This is a genomic window from Mesorhizobium sp. 2RAF21 (assembly GCF_052115345.1).
Lineage (GTDB): Bacteria > Pseudomonadota > Alphaproteobacteria > Rhizobiales > Rhizobiaceae > Mesorhizobium > Mesorhizobium terrae.
In genome coordinates this window covers 1-16,813 of sequence record NZ_JBFRGM010000031.1, presented here as the reverse complement: position 1 = coordinate 16,813, position 16,813 = coordinate 1, and the positions used below count along the sequence as shown (strand labels likewise).

The 16,813-nt window shown below is 63.6% G+C and carries 12 protein-coding genes and 2 pseudogenes; 10 read left to right on the top strand and 4 right to left on the bottom strand.

All coding sequences use genetic code 11. From position 1 onward, the window contains the following. The first annotated feature begins 65 nt into the window (after window positions 1–65). On the top strand, window positions 66–2,156 hold the full coding sequence (locus tag AB4136_RS31085) for an ATP-dependent helicase (RefSeq protein ID WP_137902052.1): 2,091 nt from the start codon (window positions 66–68) through the stop codon (window positions 2,154–2,156). 21 nt (window positions 2,157–2,177) lie between these two features. On the opposite strand, the gene AB4136_RS31080 is transcribed toward AB4136_RS31085, so the two are convergent. Next, complete coding sequence (locus tag AB4136_RS31080) at window positions 2,178–2,549, bottom strand: hypothetical protein (protein ID WP_137902053.1); 372 nt, start codon at window positions 2,547–2,549, stop codon at window positions 2,178–2,180. Window positions 2,550–2,630: 81 nt separating this feature from the next. Beyond that, the gene (locus AB4136_RS31075) at window positions 2,631–3,248 is read right to left on the bottom strand and encodes a hypothetical protein (protein ID WP_137902054.1); all 618 of its coding nucleotides are present in this window, start codon (window positions 3,246–3,248) and stop codon (window positions 2,631–2,633) included. Between the two features lie 141 nt (window positions 3,249–3,389). Between AB4136_RS31075 and AB4136_RS31070 the strand changes: the two genes are divergently transcribed. The 5 genes from AB4136_RS31070 to AB4136_RS31050 all read left to right on the top strand — a co-directional run bounded on the left by AB4136_RS31070 (window position 3,390) and on the right by AB4136_RS31050 (window position 13,150). After that, window positions 3,390–4,151 carry a damage-inducible protein gene (locus AB4136_RS31070; RefSeq protein WP_137902055.1) on the top strand — a complete coding sequence of 254 codons (762 nt, stop codon included), beginning with the start codon at window positions 3,390–3,392 and terminating at the stop codon, window positions 4,149–4,151. Then, window positions 4,066–5,589: a Y-family DNA polymerase gene (locus tag AB4136_RS31065; RefSeq protein ID WP_137902056.1), complete on the top strand. Its 1,524-nt coding sequence runs from the start codon at window positions 4,066–4,068 to the stop codon at window positions 5,587–5,589. Before AB4136_RS31070 ends, AB4136_RS31065 begins: the two co-directional genes overlap by 86 nt. Then, a complete protein-coding gene (locus tag AB4136_RS31060) occupies window positions 5,586–8,858 on the top strand; it encodes an error-prone DNA polymerase (protein WP_137902057.1) in 3,273 nt (1,090 codons plus the stop codon). The genes AB4136_RS31065 and AB4136_RS31060 overlap by 4 nt, the downstream gene beginning before the upstream one ends. 127 nt (window positions 8,859–8,985) lie before the next feature. Further along, window positions 8,986–9,762, top strand: a complete 777-nt coding sequence (locus AB4136_RS31055) for a Hachiman antiphage defense system protein HamA (protein ID WP_137902058.1) — start codon at window positions 8,986–8,988, stop codon at window positions 9,760–9,762. Beyond that, window positions 9,749–13,150, top strand: a complete 3,402-nt coding sequence (locus AB4136_RS31050; RefSeq protein ID WP_137902059.1) for a DEAD/DEAH box helicase — start codon at window positions 9,749–9,751, stop codon at window positions 13,148–13,150. The genes AB4136_RS31055 and AB4136_RS31050 overlap by 14 nt, the downstream gene beginning before the upstream one ends. A 31-nt stretch (window positions 13,151–13,181) precedes the next feature. On the opposite strand, the gene AB4136_RS31045 is transcribed toward AB4136_RS31050, so the two are convergent. Together AB4136_RS31045 and AB4136_RS31040 are read right to left on the bottom strand one after the other, a co-directional pair. Continuing rightward, window positions 13,182–13,442 carry a hypothetical protein gene (locus AB4136_RS31045; RefSeq protein ID WP_137902060.1) on the bottom strand — a complete coding sequence of 87 codons (261 nt, stop codon included), beginning with the start codon at window positions 13,440–13,442 and terminating at the stop codon, window positions 13,182–13,184. Next, window positions 13,442–14,032: an SOS response-associated peptidase gene (locus AB4136_RS31040; protein ID WP_137902061.1), complete on the bottom strand. Its 591-nt coding sequence runs from the start codon at window positions 14,030–14,032 to the stop codon at window positions 13,442–13,444. The genes AB4136_RS31045 and AB4136_RS31040 overlap by 1 nt, the downstream gene beginning before the upstream one ends. A 56-nt stretch (window positions 14,033–14,088) precedes the next feature. On the opposite strand from AB4136_RS31040, the pseudogene AB4136_RS31035 reads away from it, so the two are divergent. From AB4136_RS31035 to AB4136_RS31020, 4 genes and pseudogenes are all read left to right on the top strand, one after another. After that, a pseudogene (locus tag AB4136_RS31035) lies at window positions 14,089–14,594 on the top strand (SOS response-associated peptidase family protein); the annotation flags it as partial. 435 nt (window positions 14,595–15,029) lie between these two features. Continuing rightward, complete coding sequence (locus AB4136_RS31030) at window positions 15,030–15,212, top strand: hypothetical protein (RefSeq protein ID WP_137902062.1); 183 nt, start codon at window positions 15,030–15,032, stop codon at window positions 15,210–15,212. An 82-nt stretch (window positions 15,213–15,294) separates the two neighbouring features. After that, entirely contained in the window at window positions 15,295–16,458 is a 1,164-nt protein-coding gene (locus AB4136_RS31025) for a DUF3991 and toprim domain-containing protein (RefSeq protein WP_441932127.1), read from the top strand. A gap of 72 nt (window positions 16,459–16,530) precedes the next feature. After that, window positions 16,531–16,671, top strand: a pseudogene (locus tag AB4136_RS31020) (DUF1419 domain-containing protein); the annotation flags it as partial. Between the last annotated feature and the right edge of the window lie 142 nt (window positions 16,672–16,813).

Genomic DNA, 16,813 nt, shown 5'->3' with positions numbered 1-16,813 from the left:
GAAAGTGGACCCTCACCAGGCCGATCCTTGTTGCGAACGAAACGGAAACACGATTCATTCGCACAATGAACCTTGCTGTCCTTGATTCGACTGTGGCCGCCGCGGAACCAGACGACTACCTTGCCGGCCTCAACGCCGAGCAACTGTCCGCCGTGGTGCATGGGGAAGGTTCGACTGCTGCGCCGTTGCTGATCATCGCCGGTGCGGGATCGGGCAAGACGGCTACGCTGGCGCACCGTGTTGCGCACCTGATCGTGAACGGCGCCGATCCTCGACGCATCCTGCTCATGACCTTCTCGCGCCGGGCCGCCTCGGAAATGACGCGCCGCGTCGAGCGCATCGCTGCCAGGGTGCTCGGTGACAAGGCATCGATCATGACCGAGGGGCTCACCTGGGCGGGCACGTTCCACGCGGTCGGCGCCCGACTGCTGCGCGACCATGCCCTGGAAATCGGCCTCGACGCTGCATTCACGATCCACGACCGGGAAGACTCGGCCGATCTGATGAACCTCGTACGCCACGAGATTGGACTATCCGGGACCGAGAGCAGATTTCCTGCGAAGGGCACGTGCCTGGCGATCTATTCGCGCACGGTCAACGCGCAGGCTGAACTGGAAGCCGTTCTGGCCAAATCCTTCCCCTGGTGCATGGGGTGGGTCGAGGAATTGAAAACCCTGTTCGGTGCCTATGTCGAAGCCAAGCAGGCACAGAACGTCCTCGACTACGACGACCTTTTGCTGTGGTGGGCGCAGATGTGCCAGGAACCGGCAATCGCCGAACAGCTGCGCTCGCGCTTCGACCATATCCTCGTCGACGAATACCAAGACACCAACCGCTTGCAGGCTGCCATCCTGACCGCGCTCAAGCCTGACGGACGGGGACTGACCGTCGTTGGCGACGATGCGCAGTCGATCTATTCTTTTCGCGCCGCCGAGGTCCGCAATATCCTGGATTTTCCGGGGCTGTTTCCCGAACCTGCCCGCATCGTCACCCTCGACCGCAACTACCGCTCGACGAACACCGTGCTCGACGCGGCGAACGCGGTCATCGGCGAAGCAGCCGACCGTTTCACCAAGAACTTGTGGACCGAGAGGCGTTCAGCGGAAAAGCCGCTCCTGGTCACCGTGCGCGACGACGCCGAGCAGGCGAACTACGTCTGCGAGAAAGTGCTGGAAGAGCGCGAGAGCGGCACGGCGCTCCGGGCCCAGGCGGTTCTCTTCCGGGCGTCGCACCATTCCGGTCCTCTCGAAGTCGAGCTGACACGCCGCAACATCCCCTTCGTCAAGTTCGGCGGCTTGAAGTTCCTGGACTCCGCGCATGTGAAAGACGTGCTGGCGCTTCTCCGCTTCGCGGAAAACCCGCGCGACCGGGTGGCCGGCTTTCGCGTGATGCAGCTCTTGCCCGGCATCGGACCATCCGCCGCGGGTGCTGCGATCGAGGCGATGGAGCGCGCGCTCGACCCGGTCCTCGGACTTCAATTCTTCAAGGTGCCGGCACGAGCAGAAGAGGACTGGCCCGCCTTCGTCGACCTGTTCTCGGCGCTGCGTGGAAGGTCGACCTGGCCAGCGGACCTTGAGCGGGCGCGGTTATGGTATGAACCGCACCTCGAACGCGTGCACGAGGACGCCGCCGCGCGCCGTGCCGATCTTCTGCAACTCGAACAGATTGCGGGCGGCTACCCGTCGCGTGAGCGCTTTCTGACCGACCTCACGCTGGACCCGCCTGACGCCACGAGCGCAGAAGCGGGCCCGCCACACCTCGACGAGGACTATCTCATCCTGTCCACCATCCATTCTGCCAAGGGTCAGGAGTGGACGAAAGTGTTCGTGCTCAATGCCGTCGACGGATGTATTCCAATCGACCTGGCGGTCGGCGAGCGCGACGATCTCGACGAGGAACGCCGGCTCCTCTATGTCGCCATGACGCGCGCGAAGGACTCACTGCATCTGGTCACCCCGCAGCGCTTCTATGTCAGCGGGCAGTCGGCCCGCGGCGATCGCCACGTCTACGCATCGCGCACGCGATTCATTCCCGACCACATCCTCGAGCGCTTCGAGCAGGTTTCCTGGCCGCCGCCGTCGGCCGCGCCCGGCAGGGCGCCGCAGCCCGAGGTCCGGGTGGATCTCAAGACGAAGATGCGCGGGATGTGGCGATAGCGCTCTCCCGACATTGCCCGGTCATGCAGCCATTCGTAGGACGTGCCGGTCGATATCGACGCAGCCGGCGGTGCTGCGTGCGTTGATCGCCTTGCTGTCGACGTAGCCATGAAGGGCGATCGCCGCCAGGTCATCGCCAGCGCGGATCGGCCGGGACCACCAGCCGTCGCGGTATCGCCAGCCGGCCTGGATCGCAGCTTCTGCATCCTTGCTGTCGGGACGCAGATTGGCGGCCGCATGAACGATGCGCGCCTCCGGTGACCTTTTCTTCAGCAGCGCGCGTCCTTGTGCGAGCGCGCCTTGCCGGTCGCCGGCTATTACAAGCTGATGGAAATAATGCCGCGATCGCTTCAGCGGCGTGAGATACGCGATCCTGACCTGAAAAGCCGCCATGCCTGTTCTCTTTTTCTTGTCTCTCATTGAGATTGGAATCGAACGCAAAATTGCAAGACCAGACGGTTCTGGCTTTTTTGCTCACGCTGCAAACAGGTCTGTTTGCCGATCGTCGGCCGAAAGACCGCCCGTCCATTCGGCCCGGCGCCGGGCATATTCCTCCTCGAAACGATGCCGTTCGAAGGTCCAGATGCGCATCAGGGGTCGAATGCGTTCCTCGTAGAGCCGGCGCTGTTCGTCGCTCAGCTGCCCGAAATCCCAGTCGTCCAGAAGATAGGCCACCTTGTCCTCGGGCCGCCCGTCGTTGAAATACCCTTCCTGGCACATCTCCTCGAGAATGCCGGCCTCGGCCGTCTCGAACTCCCAGTCCTGGTCATTCTCGCCCGGCGTCAGCCTGAAGCGCGCAGGTTCGGTGACAAGCTTGAGATCGGCGGAGCCCGGGATTGTCTCCTTCGGCCAGTTCGCGCAGCACGCTGTCACCGCCGCCTGGTCGGCTTCGTCCCAGACATGGCAGATTGCCAATTCCGCGTCGGGTGCCGGCTCGGGAAACCCCTCGATGTCCCAGCCCTCGACAACGAAGCGCGCCGTCGCCGCCTCGTCCGGGGTGACGCCCGCCTTGTCGAATACCAGCTGCGCGGCCAGCAGGCCGCGGATGATCTCTTCCGGCCTGGCGCCCTGGACGTGAATGGTGATCGTCATTCGCCTGCTCCACGATTGTGCCGCGGCAGCATCACGGTTCCGCTGCGGCATCCATCCCGATCCAATGAGTCCCGTTGACTCTTTGTCAGGATGAGAACAAACATAGAACATAACACGGACAGAACAGCTTTCAAGGGATAGATGCGTGCCTCGGCGTCCCATTCAAAGGTTATCGAACTTCAAGAGCGGATCGCCCGCCTCGAAGGCCGATCCCGGCGCGCGAAATCGGTGCTGCCGTTTGGGATTCCCGAGCTCGACGCGCGACTCCCCGGTGGCGGACTGGCGCGCGGCGCGCTGCATGAGGTCGCCGGCGGCGGCAATGGCGCGATCGACGGCGCGGCGGCGGCTCTCTTCGCCGCCGGAATAGCAGGGCGAACGACCGGCAAGACCCTCTGGTGCATCGCCAAGCCCGATCTGTTCGCGCCGGCACTGGCCCAAGCCGGCCTTGCCGCTGACCGCGTCGTCTACGTCGAGGCCGGAGACGACAAGACCGTTCTGGCTTGCATGGAGGAGGGGCTTCGTCATGGCGGTCTCGGCGCTGTCGTCGGCGAGATCGCCAGACTGCAAATGACGGCATCGCGTCGGCTTCAGCTTGCAGCCGAGGGAACAGGATCGATCGGCATCGCGCTGCGCCGCTGGCGACGCCACACCGATGCCTACGATTTCGGCGTGCAGACCGCCGCGCGGACGCGCTGGCGCGTCTCCGTCATTCCGTCCGAGACGCTCCCGGTGCCGGGCGTCGGCCGCCATCGCTGGCTGGTCGAACTGGCCCACGTCAAGGGCGGCGAGAGTGCTGATTTCGAAGTGGAAGCGTGTGATGAGCAGGGTTGTCTCTCTCTACCTGCCGGCGTGGCCGACCGACCGGCTGCGGCACAAGGCTGGCGACGCGGCGCCTCCGGCTGAGGCGCCGCTGGTGATGATAGGCCGGGAAGGAAACAGGCGGGTGGTGACGGCGGCGGACGCCGCCGCCCAGGCCGCCGGGCTGCGGCTAGGCATGCCTGCCGCCAAGGCGCAGGTGCTGGTGCCCGGCCTGATCGTGCAGGACGCTGATCCCGCCGCCGACGCGGAGGCGCTGGAGCTGCTGGCGCTCTGGGTGCTCCAGCGCATCGCCCCGATCGTCGCGCCCGATCCTCCGGACGGCATCGTGATCGACTCGACCGGCGCGGACCATCTTCATGGCGGCGAAGCGGCCATGATCGAAACCCTGATCGGCCGGCTCGCCATGTCGGGCGTCACCGCGCGCGCCGCGGTGGCGGACACCTGGGGCGCGGCCCATGCGCTCGCGCGGTTCGCCGCCGAGCCGGCGATCGTCGCACCGCCGGGACATGGCGCGGCGGTGCTCGACCAACTGCCGCTCGCGGCTCTGCGCCTGCCGCCTGGAATGGGGGCCGATCTCCGGGTTCTCGGCTTCGAACGCGTGCGTGATCTTCTGGCCCAGCCGCGCGCGCCATTGACGTTGCGGTTCGGGCCGGAATTCGCGCGCCGTCTCAACCAGGCCCTCGGCGAACTGTCCGAGCCGATCGAGCCGATCCGGCCGCCCGACCTGATCGAGGTGCGGCGGGCTTTCGCGGAGCCCATTGGGGCTGCCGAGACGATCGCCCGCTACATCGGCAAGCTCACCACCCAGCTCTGTGCCGCGCTCGAGGCAAAAGGTCTCGGCGTGCGCCGTCTCGATCTCCTTTGCCATCGCGTCGACGCCCGCGTCGAGGCGGTACGCGTCGGTACGGCGCAACCGGTGCGCGACGCCCGGCGCCTGACCCGTCTGCTGTGCGACCAGATCGAGAAGATCGATCCGGGTTTCGGCATCGAACTCATGGCGCTGGCCGCCACCACAGCCGAGCCGCTGCAACGCCGGCAGATGGCCAGCGACCTCATAGAGATCGCGACACCAGATATCTCCGACCTCGTGGACACGCTGGCCAACCGCGTCGGCGAGCGGGCGATCTATCGGGCGGCCCCCGTCGCCAGCGACGTGCCCGAACGTTCCGTCTGCCGCATTCCGGCGCTGTCGCCGGACACAGGTGCTGCATGGCCGAGCCATTGGCCACGGCCGGCGCGTCTCTTTGCCCATCCCGAGTGCATCGAGGCGATCGCGCTCTTGCCGGATCATCCGCCCGTTTCCTTCACGTGGCGCGGCGTCCGCCGCCGCGTCAAACGCGCCGACGGTCCGGAGCGGGTCCATGCCGAATGGTGGAAGCGCGATGCCGAGCTTGCCGCCATCCGCGATTATTTCCGCATCGAGGACCAGACCGGTGAACGCTACTGGATTTACCGTGCCGGCAATGGCGAGGACCCCGAAACCGGCTCGCATCTCTGGTATCTGCACGGGGTGTTCGGATGAGCGAGCCCCGCTACGCCGAGCTTCAGGTCACGACGCATTTCTCTTTTCTGCGTGGCGCCAGTAGCTGCGAGGAGCTGTTCGCGCGCGCTGCCGAACTCGGCATCGAGGCATTGGCCGTGGTCGATCGCAATTCGCTCGCCGGCATCGTGCGCGCCCATGAGGCTGCGAAGGCAACCGGCGTGCGGCTTGTCGTCGGATGCCGGCTCGATCTTGTCGATGCGCCGCCGATCCTCATCTATCCCACCGACCGCTCCGCCTATTCGCGGCTCTGCCGTCTGCTGTCGCTCGGAAAGCAGCGCGCCGGAAAGGCGAAATGCGATCTTCGTTGGTCCGATCTGGTCGCCCATGGTGACGGCCTGATCGCCGTGCTCGTTCCCGACATGGCCGACGAGGACTGCGGCTTCCATCTGCGCCGGCTGCGTGACGCCTTCGGTGACCGCGCCTACATGGCGCTGACGTTGCGGCGTCGGCCGAACGACCAGCTCCGGCTCCACGAATTGTCCAACCTGGCAGCGCGGATGCGCGTCGAGACGGTCATCACCAACGACATACTCTTCCACGAGCCCAGCCGGCGCGTCCTGCAGGACGTGGTGACCTGTATCCGCCATGGCGTCACGATCGACGACCTCGGCGAACGGCGCGAGCGCCATGCGGATCGCTATCTGAAACCGCCGGCCGAGATGCACCGCCTGTTCGCGCGCTACCCCGAAGCGCTCGCCCGCACGCTGGAAATTGTGCGGCGCTGCGCCTTCTCCATGGACGAGCTACGCTACCAATATCCGGAAGAGCGCGACGATCCCTCGCTCACCCCGCAGCAGACGCTTGAGAGACTGACCTGGGAAGGTGCGGACCGGCGCTATCCAGAAGGCGTGCCCGACAACGTCGTCGCCTCGCTCAAGCACGAGCTGGCGCTCATCGCCAAGCTTGACTACGCGCCATACTTCCTGACGGTCAATTCCATCGTTCGCTTCGCCCGCTCGCGCGAAATCCTGTGCCAGGGACGCGGCTCGGCCGCCAATTCGGCTGTGTGCTACGTCCTCGGCATCACGAGCATCGACCCAGGCCGAAACGATCTGTTGTTCGAGCGCTTCGTCAGCGAGGAGCGGCGCGAACCGCCCGACATTGACGTGGATTTTGAACACGAAAGGCGCGAAATCGTCATGCAATGGGTGTTCGACACCTACGGCCGCGATCGCGCCGCGCTCTGCTCGACGGTCATCCGCTACCGCACCAAAGGGGCGCTGCGCGACGTCGGCAAGGCGCTCGGCCTGCCCGAGGATCTGATCTCGACGCTCTCCGGCCAGGTCTGGGGCTGGTTGGAAGAGGGCGTGTCGAAGGGCCAGGTCGAACAACTCAATCTCAACGCGGCCGACCGGCGCCTGCGCCTGACCCTCGACCTTGCCAGACAATTGCAGGGAGCGCCCCGTCATCTCTCCCAGCACCCCGGCGGCTTCGTCCTCACCCACGACCGGCTGGATGATCTGGTGCCGATCGAGCCGGCGGCGATGGAAAACCGCCAGGTGGTGGAATGGGACAAGGACGACATCGACGCGCTCCGCTTCATGAAGGTGGACATTTTGGCGTTGGGAATGTTGACCTGCATGAAGAAGGGCCTCGATCTTCTGGCCGAGCACAAGGGCGCCAACCTCGACCTCGCGACGATCCCGCCCGAAGACCCGCGCACTTACGCGATGATCCGACGCGCGGATACGCTCGGCACATTCCAGATCGAGAGCCGCGCGCAGATGTCGATGCTGCCGCGCCTGAAACCCCGCACCTATTACGATCTCGTCGTGCAGGTCGCGATCGTCAGGCCCGGTCCGATCCAGGGCGACATGGTGCATCCCTATCTACGTCGCCGCGAGGGGCTGGAGCCGGCCCATTATCCGAAGCCCGAACTCGAAAAGGTGCTCGGCAAGACGCTCGGCGTCCCGCTGTTTCAGGAGCAGGCCATGCAGGTGGCGATCGTCTGTGCGGGCTTTACAGCCGGCGAGGCCGACATGCTGCGCAAGTCGATGGCGACATTCAAGCACACCGGCGGCGTCAGCGCCTTCAAGGCCAAGCTCATCGACGGCATGGTCGCCAACGGCTACGAGCGCAATTTCGCGGAAGCCACATTCAAGCAATTAGAGGGGTTCGGGAGCTACGGATTTCCGGAAAGCCACGCAGCCTCTTTTGCGCTGATCGCCTACGCATCGTCCTGGCTCAAATGCTGGCACCCCGACGTGTTCGCCGCGGCGTTGCTCAATTCCCAGCCCATGGGGTTCTATGCGCCCGCCCAGATCGTGCGCGACGCCCGCGAGCATGGCGTCGAAATCCGGCCGGTCTGCGTGAATGCATCGCGCTGGGACTGCACGCTGGAGCCGACCGGCGACGAGGACGGCTTCGCCGTGCGCCTTGGCCTTCGCATGGTCAAGGGCCTCGCCAACGCCAATGCCGCCACGATCGTCGCGGCGCGGGCGGGCCAGCCCTTCGCTTCCGTCGACGACCTCTGGCGTCGCGCCGACGTGCCGCAGGCCGCGCTCGTCCAGCTCGCCGAGGCCGACGCCTTCCGGCCGGCTTTCCGGCTCGCCCGGCGCGAGGCGCTCTGGGCCATCCGCGGCCTGCGCGACGAGCCGCTGCCGCTCTTCGCGGCCGCGTCCACGCGCGAAGCCAACGTCGTGCCCGAGGTCGACGAGCCCTCCGTCTCGCTTCGCCCGATGACGGCCGGCAGCGAGGTGGTGGAGGACTACGGCCATACCGGCCTGTCGCTTCGCGCTCATCCGGTCTCCTTCCTGCGCGAGGACCTGCGCCGCCGGCGCATCGTTTCGCTGGCCGAGGCCATGGACGCCCGCGATGGCCGCTGGCTTGAAGCCGCCGGCATCGTGCTTGTCCGGCAGAGGCCGGGCAGCGCGAAGGGCGTGCTGTTCGTGACGCTGGAGGACGAGACGGGCATCGGCAATCTCGTCATCTGGCCGAAGGTCTTCGATGCGAACCGCCGCGCGCTGCTATCGGCCGGCATGCTCGCCGTGCGTGGACGCATCCAGCGCGAGGGCGCCGTCGTGCATCTGGTCGCGCAGCGGATCACCGACCTCTCGGCCGATCTGGCGAGCGTCGGCGCGCGCGACGCCGCCTTTCCATTGCCTCATGGACGCGGCGACGAATTTCACCACGGCTCGCCGTCGCCGGATCCACGCGGTCTGCCGCCGCGATCGTTCCAGGGCCGCACCTTCACGGACAACTATGGCCATATCCGCCAGATCACCGTGAAGGGTCGTAATTTCCGATGATGTCCTTTCTCCGAGACAGAAAATAAGATGGAGTGCTGCCAGAAGCCGCGGCAATTGCTATTCTTATTAGAACAGCGGCCTCGACCGCTGATGCATAGGGCGAGTAGGAAGGAAACTGGGGGGATCGGTGCCACTTTTTGATGAGTGGTGTGAGTGCGACGTCAGCGAGAACGACCGAAAACGGCTGCTCAGATACACTGAGCGCGAAGGTGGTCGGGCAGGAATAGCCGGCCGCCTGCCGGACCTTGTCCGCTCACACTACGATGACATGAACCGAATAGCCGAGGATGTCGCAGCTCTCGGGTACGCGGGCGCTGCTGCATTGCTGGCAGAACGCCTGCCTCGCACCGCCCGCGCGCGATCAGGGGAACTCGGCGAAATCTTCGCCAGCGAGTTGGTGGAACAAGCTCTTGGATTCACCATTCCGGTTCGTCGACTTCGTTACAAGGATGGCCGCGAGATGGCTCTACGAGGCGACGACTTCATTGGCATTCGTCTCGATGCCGACGGTGGGCTTGCCCTCATGAAGGGCGAAGCCAAAAGCCGCGCAAATCTTGCGAGCAGAACGATTACCGACGCGCGAGCCGCACTATCCCGTGACGGCGGAAGGCCCACCGCAACATCCCTGCTATTTGTCGCCGACCGCCTGATGGAAGGCGACGGCGAGGGTGCCCAGCTCGGCAGGACGATACGCAACGAGGTGGCCAATCGGGCCGTTCCAGCGAACCGCATAGACCATGCGCTGTTTACGATGTCCGGCAATGCTACGCCACAAGCGCTTGCTGAGGATCTGCAGGCCGCAGGAACGGACCGGTACCAGACCGTGATCCATCTGCGGATTGAAGATCACCAAGAATTCATTCGGGTGACATACGAGGGGGCGTTGGCGCTTGGAAACGGCTGATGAGCTAACCACTTTTCTAAACGGAGCCACCGCTGATGGCGCCCGTGGACGCTTGCGCGCTCGTGGGGAGGCTCGAGCGATCATCCGCCGAGACGGTGTTCTCCCCGACGATGCTCCAGCCTTTGGCGAAACGGTCGATACCGATCTCGCGGAGTTCGGACTTTCATTGCTTCGAGCCGCAATGGCGCTCCGCGAAAGGCAGGGCGAACCCGAGGTCTGGCGTCGCGGTTTTGTGCAGGCCGGCAACGCCTTCGAGGCGCTCGTTCAGAACGGTCCACCTGACGATGTTGCACGTGGCTTCCACAGGGTGGCAGGAGCAGCAGCCTACCATCTTGCTGGCTATTCGGCGCTTGCGTTTTCACTGATCTCGCAACGTCCCGAAAATCCTAACCTCTCTCCGGCCGAGGAAGCCATCGCGCTCCTCATCTTGCGCGACCTGACAACGCTGAAGTCACGGTCTCGAACCTGGCTGACCACTCCCGCCAACAGCGATGAACAGATTACTGCTTTGGCTCAGCAGGGCGAAATTGACGGTGACGACGTGATCCGCCTGGTCCTGACGTCGACCATGTATCGTGCTTTGGCTTATTTCGAGTTCGCACTACAAACCGGCATACCCGCCCTCGTCGATGAAGCGCGATCGCTGTTGAAGCGTGCTGTTTCCTTGGCGGGACATGCAGGTGCCGTTTCAATGTGGTGGATAGCGCGTATCGCGCTCAACCTGATTGATGATCTCTGGTCAAATAGCTTGCATCAGGTGCTCCCGCTGAATGGACCTCCAGGCGCCCAAGCTTATGAAACTTCAAGACGCCTTTTCCTCGGCGAGCTCTTTAGCCGTTCGGTTGCCGAAATAGAGCTATGGCCTTCGCAAATCGAAGCAGCTCGGCGTGCCGGAGATTTGACGGACGATTTGGTCGTTGCGCTACCGACGAGTGCGGGTAAGACCCGCATCGCCGAGATCGCTGCGTTGATGGCGCTTTCAGTTGGCCGTCGCGTTTTGATCGTCACGCCACTGCGCGCCCTCTCGGCCCAGACAGAAAAGTCGTTCCGTCGGACATTCGGTAGTCTCGGTTTCACCGTATCCTCTCTGTACGGCGCAAGCGGCGCTGCTCTTGGAGATGAGGATGCGCTGCGATCCAAAAACATCGTCATTGCTACACCCGAAAAGCTGGATTTCGCTCTCCGCAACGATCCTGCGATCATTGACGACGTCGGGCTCGTCGTTCTCGACGAAGGCCACCTAATCGGCCCGAGCGAACGTGAAATCAGGTACGAAAACCTCGTCCAGAGGCTCCTCCGTCGTCCAGACAATGCGGCTCGGCGGATCGTTTGCCTATCAGCGATCCTTCCGGAGGGCGATCAGCTCAACGATCTCAACGCTTGGATACGCAGCGATGCCCCCGGCAACCCAGTGCAATCCAACTGGCGGCCGACGCGCCAGCGGTTCGGGACTCTCGCTTGGCAGGGACAGTCTGGACGGTTGAGTTTCGACCTGGAGGCGGCCGGTCCCTTTATTCGCCATTTCATTCCACAGGAGCCTGCCCGACGCCCACGCCGCACACCTTTCCCCCGCGATACGCGAGAACTCACCTTGGCGGCGGCATGGAAATTCAATGCGCAGGGAAAACGCTCACTGATCTTCTGTACCCAGCGCGATCACGTGGAGGGATACGCAGAAGCGATCGTCGACCTCAACCGCCGTGGATATCTCCCGACCCTCCTTGACGATGAACAGCAAGTAGCACGAGCTGTTGCCGTGGGTCGCGAATGGCTCGGCGAGAACCATCCCGCAGTTCGATGCCTGCGCCTCGGCGTCGCCATCCACCATGGTCGGCTTCCGGCGCCGTTCCTTCGCGAGGTCGAGGCGCTGCTATCCGCCAGCATATTGAGGGTCACCATCGCATCGCCCACATTAGCTCAGGGGCTGAATCTGAACGCCGCGGTCCTCTTGATCCCGAACCTTTATCGCGCGGGCGCGCCATTGTCCGGAGAGGAATTTGCCAACGTTGCCGGTCGCGCGGGTCGTGCGTTCGTGGACCTCGAAGGCCTGATCCTCCACGTGATGTACGAACCAGACGGATGGCGGCTTCGAGGTTGGCGCGATCTTGTTCGGTCAGCCAAAGCACGATCGGTCTTCAGCGGCATCATCACAATCGTCGCTGAAGTTTTGAACCGCTTAGCGCGCGCAAATGTCTTCATGCGTGCAGACGCGATGGAGTATCTCGCGAACTCTCAAGAGGCTTGGTTCCCCCAGGACCAAGAAGGAGACGCGGAGCCAATCCAAAGCTTGATCGAGAAACTTGATGCGACCGTGCTGGGCCTTATCGATGCGCTAGATGCTGACAGTGCCGAGTTGCCCCGTCTTCTCGACGAGGCTCTCGTCGGTTCATTGTGGTCACGACAAATCGCGCGCCTAGCGCCTGAATGGCGCAACAACGAGCTCTGGATCCTTCAAGCACGTGCGCGACTGATCTGGAACAAATCGACTCCGGTTCAGAGGCGGTCGACATTCGCGATGGGCGTAGGTCTCGAAGCCGGTCTCGCCATTGACGAGATCGGCTTCGAGCTGACGGCGTTGCTTGATCAGGCAGATGCAGCAGCAGTTAGAGGTGACCTAGATGAACTTGCGGGCTGCCTTAGCGCTCTTGGTCAACGCTTGTTCGCAATCCGACCGTTTACGCCAGAGGAGGCCCTCCCGGTAAATTGGCAAGAACTGCTTCGTTCCTGGCTCGGCGGCGTGAGCGTAACAGCCATGGGCTTGGACAATATGCGCGTGGTCGAAGACGCGTTCGTCTATCGCTTGGTTTGGGCCATCGAAGCGGTCCGGATGAGGAGACGCGCGAATGGGGAGGTTTCTGAGCAGATCGAAGGAAGCGCTGCGGCCACACTCGAGACAGGTGTTCCCCAGGCTATGATGGCGATGCTGATCAGGAACGGTCTGCCCTCCCGTGTCGCGGCCATGGCCGCCATTCGTGATACCGCAGCGGTGTTCATCACCGTCACGGAAATGAATCAATGGTTGGCAAGTAACCAGATCGTAGCGCTATCGGATCAACCGAATTGGCCGACGCCGGAAACAGCATCAATCTGGCAAAAATTCCGTACCGATGCCTTAGCCGGAGGCGTGCTCAAATGGGAGTCTCAAGACTGGCTCTTAAATGGTCCGGTCCCCGAAGCGATCGATACGAGGTTTCCCGGCCGAATAGCTGTCGATCCACTCTCCGGGGTAGTTTCAGTAATAGCGCCTGACTATCGACAAATCACCGGCATTCGGCACAGACTTCGACAATACCAGCCCAGCCTCTTGCACGTATCATTTGCAGAAGATCGTCAGAGCTCCCGAATATTCCGGATCGGACGCGGCCAAGCAAACTGGCAAGAACCTTAATAGGATCCCTACATATATCGGAGGCTCCGTTTCACGATCCGCGCCTTTCTGCACGCCACACGCCATCCTTGCGCCGGCTGAGGCGCCAGTCATGCGCCGCGACCTGCGTGCCCCTCGCGGTGCGGTAGGTTGGAACGTTAAGATCGATCGCCTCGCCATTCCGGTGCCAACGTGCGATGACAGTCATGCCATCGCCAAACTCAACCAGGCATTCCGGCCCACCGCTTCCGTCATCTTCGACATCGACGCGGCCACGGGGAAACGCATGGCTATGCGGAAAGGCAAAACGCATCAGCCAACCTGTTCGACCGCGAGCGATCCTGCCGGCAGCGACCGGATCAGCGATTGCGCGGGTACGGTCGGATCGAGCCAGTCGACCCACGCAGCGCGTTCCAGAATGACGATCTGCCTGTCGTGGTAGGGCGCTATGTCGGGACCAGGCTCCATCGTCAACATGGTGAAGGCTCCGCCCACATCCTTTGTGTCGCGCCAGATTCCGGCGATACAGAAGATGGGTTCGTTCGTCTTCGTGAACAGCCACTTGTCCTTGCGCTTCTTGGCCTTATCAGTGGGGTCCGTAAATTCGTAGAACCCGTCGGCCACGACCAGGCAGCGGTTGGACGTGAACTCCCGACCCTCGGACCTGAAATTATAGACCGGCCGCTTGTTCTGGCCCGGCCAGCTCCAGCGCCGTTGCACGAGATCGCCTTCGCCGCGCTCACCGTCGACGGTGCGCACGATCGGCGCGACGTCGGTGATTTTGATGTCATCGCGCGCCTCGACGTTCGGTCGGCCCTCCGAGAACCGGATCTTGATCTTCAGGTCGGCGAACTCTTCGATGATCGAGGAGATTGCCACCTTCAGCCGATAGTCATTACACATCCGTCCTCCGTTCAGATCACCTTTGCATTGCGAGATCGTTCTTGGTATGTTCGCATATCATGACCGCGAAGGCTTTCGATACCGACGCGCCCCTCGATGAACGGCGCGTCATCATAAGGCGTTCCGCCGGCGATGTTGAGATGGTGGAGCTGCCCTGGGGCCTGCAGCCGCGCGAGCGGGGAGGCCGTCCCTTCACCGTGGTCCGCGCGGAAGGCCGGACCTTTCCAAGTCATCGCTGCCTTGTGCCGGCTTCCGAGTTCGCTTTCGCAGCCGCGGCACCCACTACAGTTTCGCTCTAGCCGATGACGACTGGTTCTATTTCGCCAGCATCTGGCGCCCGGCCACACGGGACTGGCCGGAGTCCTACGCGATCCTGACAACCGAAGCGAACGCGGACGTAGCGCCCTACCACTACAGGCAAATGGCCGTATTGCGCCGCGCGGACCGGATGCAATGGCTCGATCATCGCGATGACGAGCGGGACCTGCTCAGGCCGCACCCGCCAGGAACTTTCAAGGTACGCCGATTTGAGCGCCAACCTCAGAGCGAGCTTCTGCTCTTGGTTCGATCCTCGCAGGCCGATGACGGTCGTCTGCGCCAGGGTCGTTTCGTGGTGCAGATATGCGGCGACCCACCTTGATCGGCGCGGGGAGGGTGCCGGATCTACACCGTCTTTTACTCAAGCAGCCGGCCCCTTTCCGTCTTAGCACCGCAGGGCTCGGCTTCGCCGCCAATGATTGCCCACGCGACGAAGGCCGTGATCCCCGCCCACGGATCGTTGTTTTGATCGCCGGCATGCCCCCAAACAGGCGGTCCAATCCCGCTCTCAGGTAATGGCTTCCTGGTCCGGCCCCGGGTCTTCCACGATCAACCCGCGAGGGGTCCGCTAGCAAGCTGCGGCCGCTCGGCTGGCGCCTTCGCGGTGATCGCGACCGGGACCGGACACTGCCGGTAGCCATCGAGCGGGAATTGGCCCGCTCCGAAGATGGAGCCTCAGATGTCCGACGATCTTTCCCTCGCACGCGCTCACGCTTTCCACTTGGCCAAAACGCTCATGGTCCCCGTCACGCTTTTCCGGTCAAACGACCAGCTCGGCGTCCTGCCGAGCAACGAGCTTGACGACGACGAGGTCGAGATGGTCGTCGAGTTCGATCCCTTCTCTGGCGGCCCGGCTCAATGAGCCGGCCCTCTTCCTTCCGGCGGTGCCGCTTGCGAGCTGCGGCGGCAAGGGAAGCTTCGCCGCGGCTGGCACGGGGAGGGTGGTGCGCGCTGATATTTCCCTTAGTTGTGCCAGCCGCGCCCTTGCCCCCTTTGCTCTTCGCGGCGTCCGGAAGGGGCTCCGCGAGGTGCGGGGAAAGGAAAAGAAGGAAAGGCGGACGCAGGGGCGTGCCGGCAAAGCTATGGAAAAGAATGAACTGATAGAGCTGCGTGACCGGGTGCTATGCGCGGCCGTGCTGGAAAATGCCGGCTTCGCGATCGACCTGAAGGAGAGCACACGCAGAGCGGTCAAATACCGTCGCAGCGGCAAGATCGTCATCGTCATCCACGAGGGCCGGGGATGGTTCGACCCGCTTTCGGACGCCAAGGGCGATGTTTTCAGCCTGGTCGAACATCTGGACCGCGTTCCCTTCGTCGACGTTCTCGAACGTGTCGCTTCGCTTGTCGGCTTTGCCCCACAGGATCCGGATTGGTCGCGGCCGCTGCGCAAGATCGAGCCAGCCGCCCCGGTCCGTGATCGATGGGCGAGGCGCCGCAAGCCGTGGCCCGGATCGATGACCTGGTGCTATCTTCACGGCGAACGGTTCCTGCCCGATGCCGTCATCCGCACTGCAAGCCGCAACGACGTCCTGCGCGAGGGTCCGCGCGGCAGCATGTGGGCGGCTCACCGGGATTGCTGTGGACGCATAACAGGCTGGGAGGAGCGCGGCCCCGAGTGGCGCGGCTTCTCGACAGGAGGCGCGAAGGTCCTCTTCCAGTTTGGCCCGGTCCACGCCCATCGTCTTTGCGTTACCGAAGCGGCCATCGACGCCATGAGCCTGGCCGCGCTCGAATACGAGCGCGCAGACAGCCTGTATCTCAGTACCGGCGGCGGCTGGTCGCCGGCGACCGATGCCGCGATCCGCACCCTCGCGGCGCGTGACGGCGCGCTGCTGGTCGCCGCCACCGACAACAACTCCCAAGGGGACCGATACGCGGGCCGCCTGGAAGATGCGTCGATGGAGGCTGGATGCGGCTTCATCCGTCTTCGGCCACGCTTTGTCGACTGGAACGCCGAGCTGAAGGCAAGGGTGGAGGGCGAAGAAGAAAGGAGGAAGGGAAGCCCGGCTGCCGCATGCCCGCCGGCCGCGTCAAGGGTAAAGCTTCGCCCGGCTGCGCCGGCCCTTGACCCGGCCGGACGGAGAGGCGGCCGCGGGGGAGGGGTCTGAAGGGCTGAAGAGGATGGACATCCACGAAGGATGAGCCGCGCTCCGGCCTGACGAGGCCAAAGGAGCCCGCCAATGTCCCCCTCTCCGATACGTAAGATCTATCAGGGCGTCGCCGATCGCCGGCAGATGTTCCGTCTGTTCGATCGCCACGCACAGCGACCGAACCGCCTCGAGGACGACGCAGCCCCACTCTACCGGGGCGAGTGGTTCGAATATGTTGCATAGACGGTTATGTTGCGGCCAAGCCTATAGATCAGTTCAATCGCCTTTTCGGGTCGCATATAGGCAACATAATTTTCATCGGTGCGCCCTGCCTGCATGGTTGCGTCTCCAACATCAAGGAGACGTACAAATG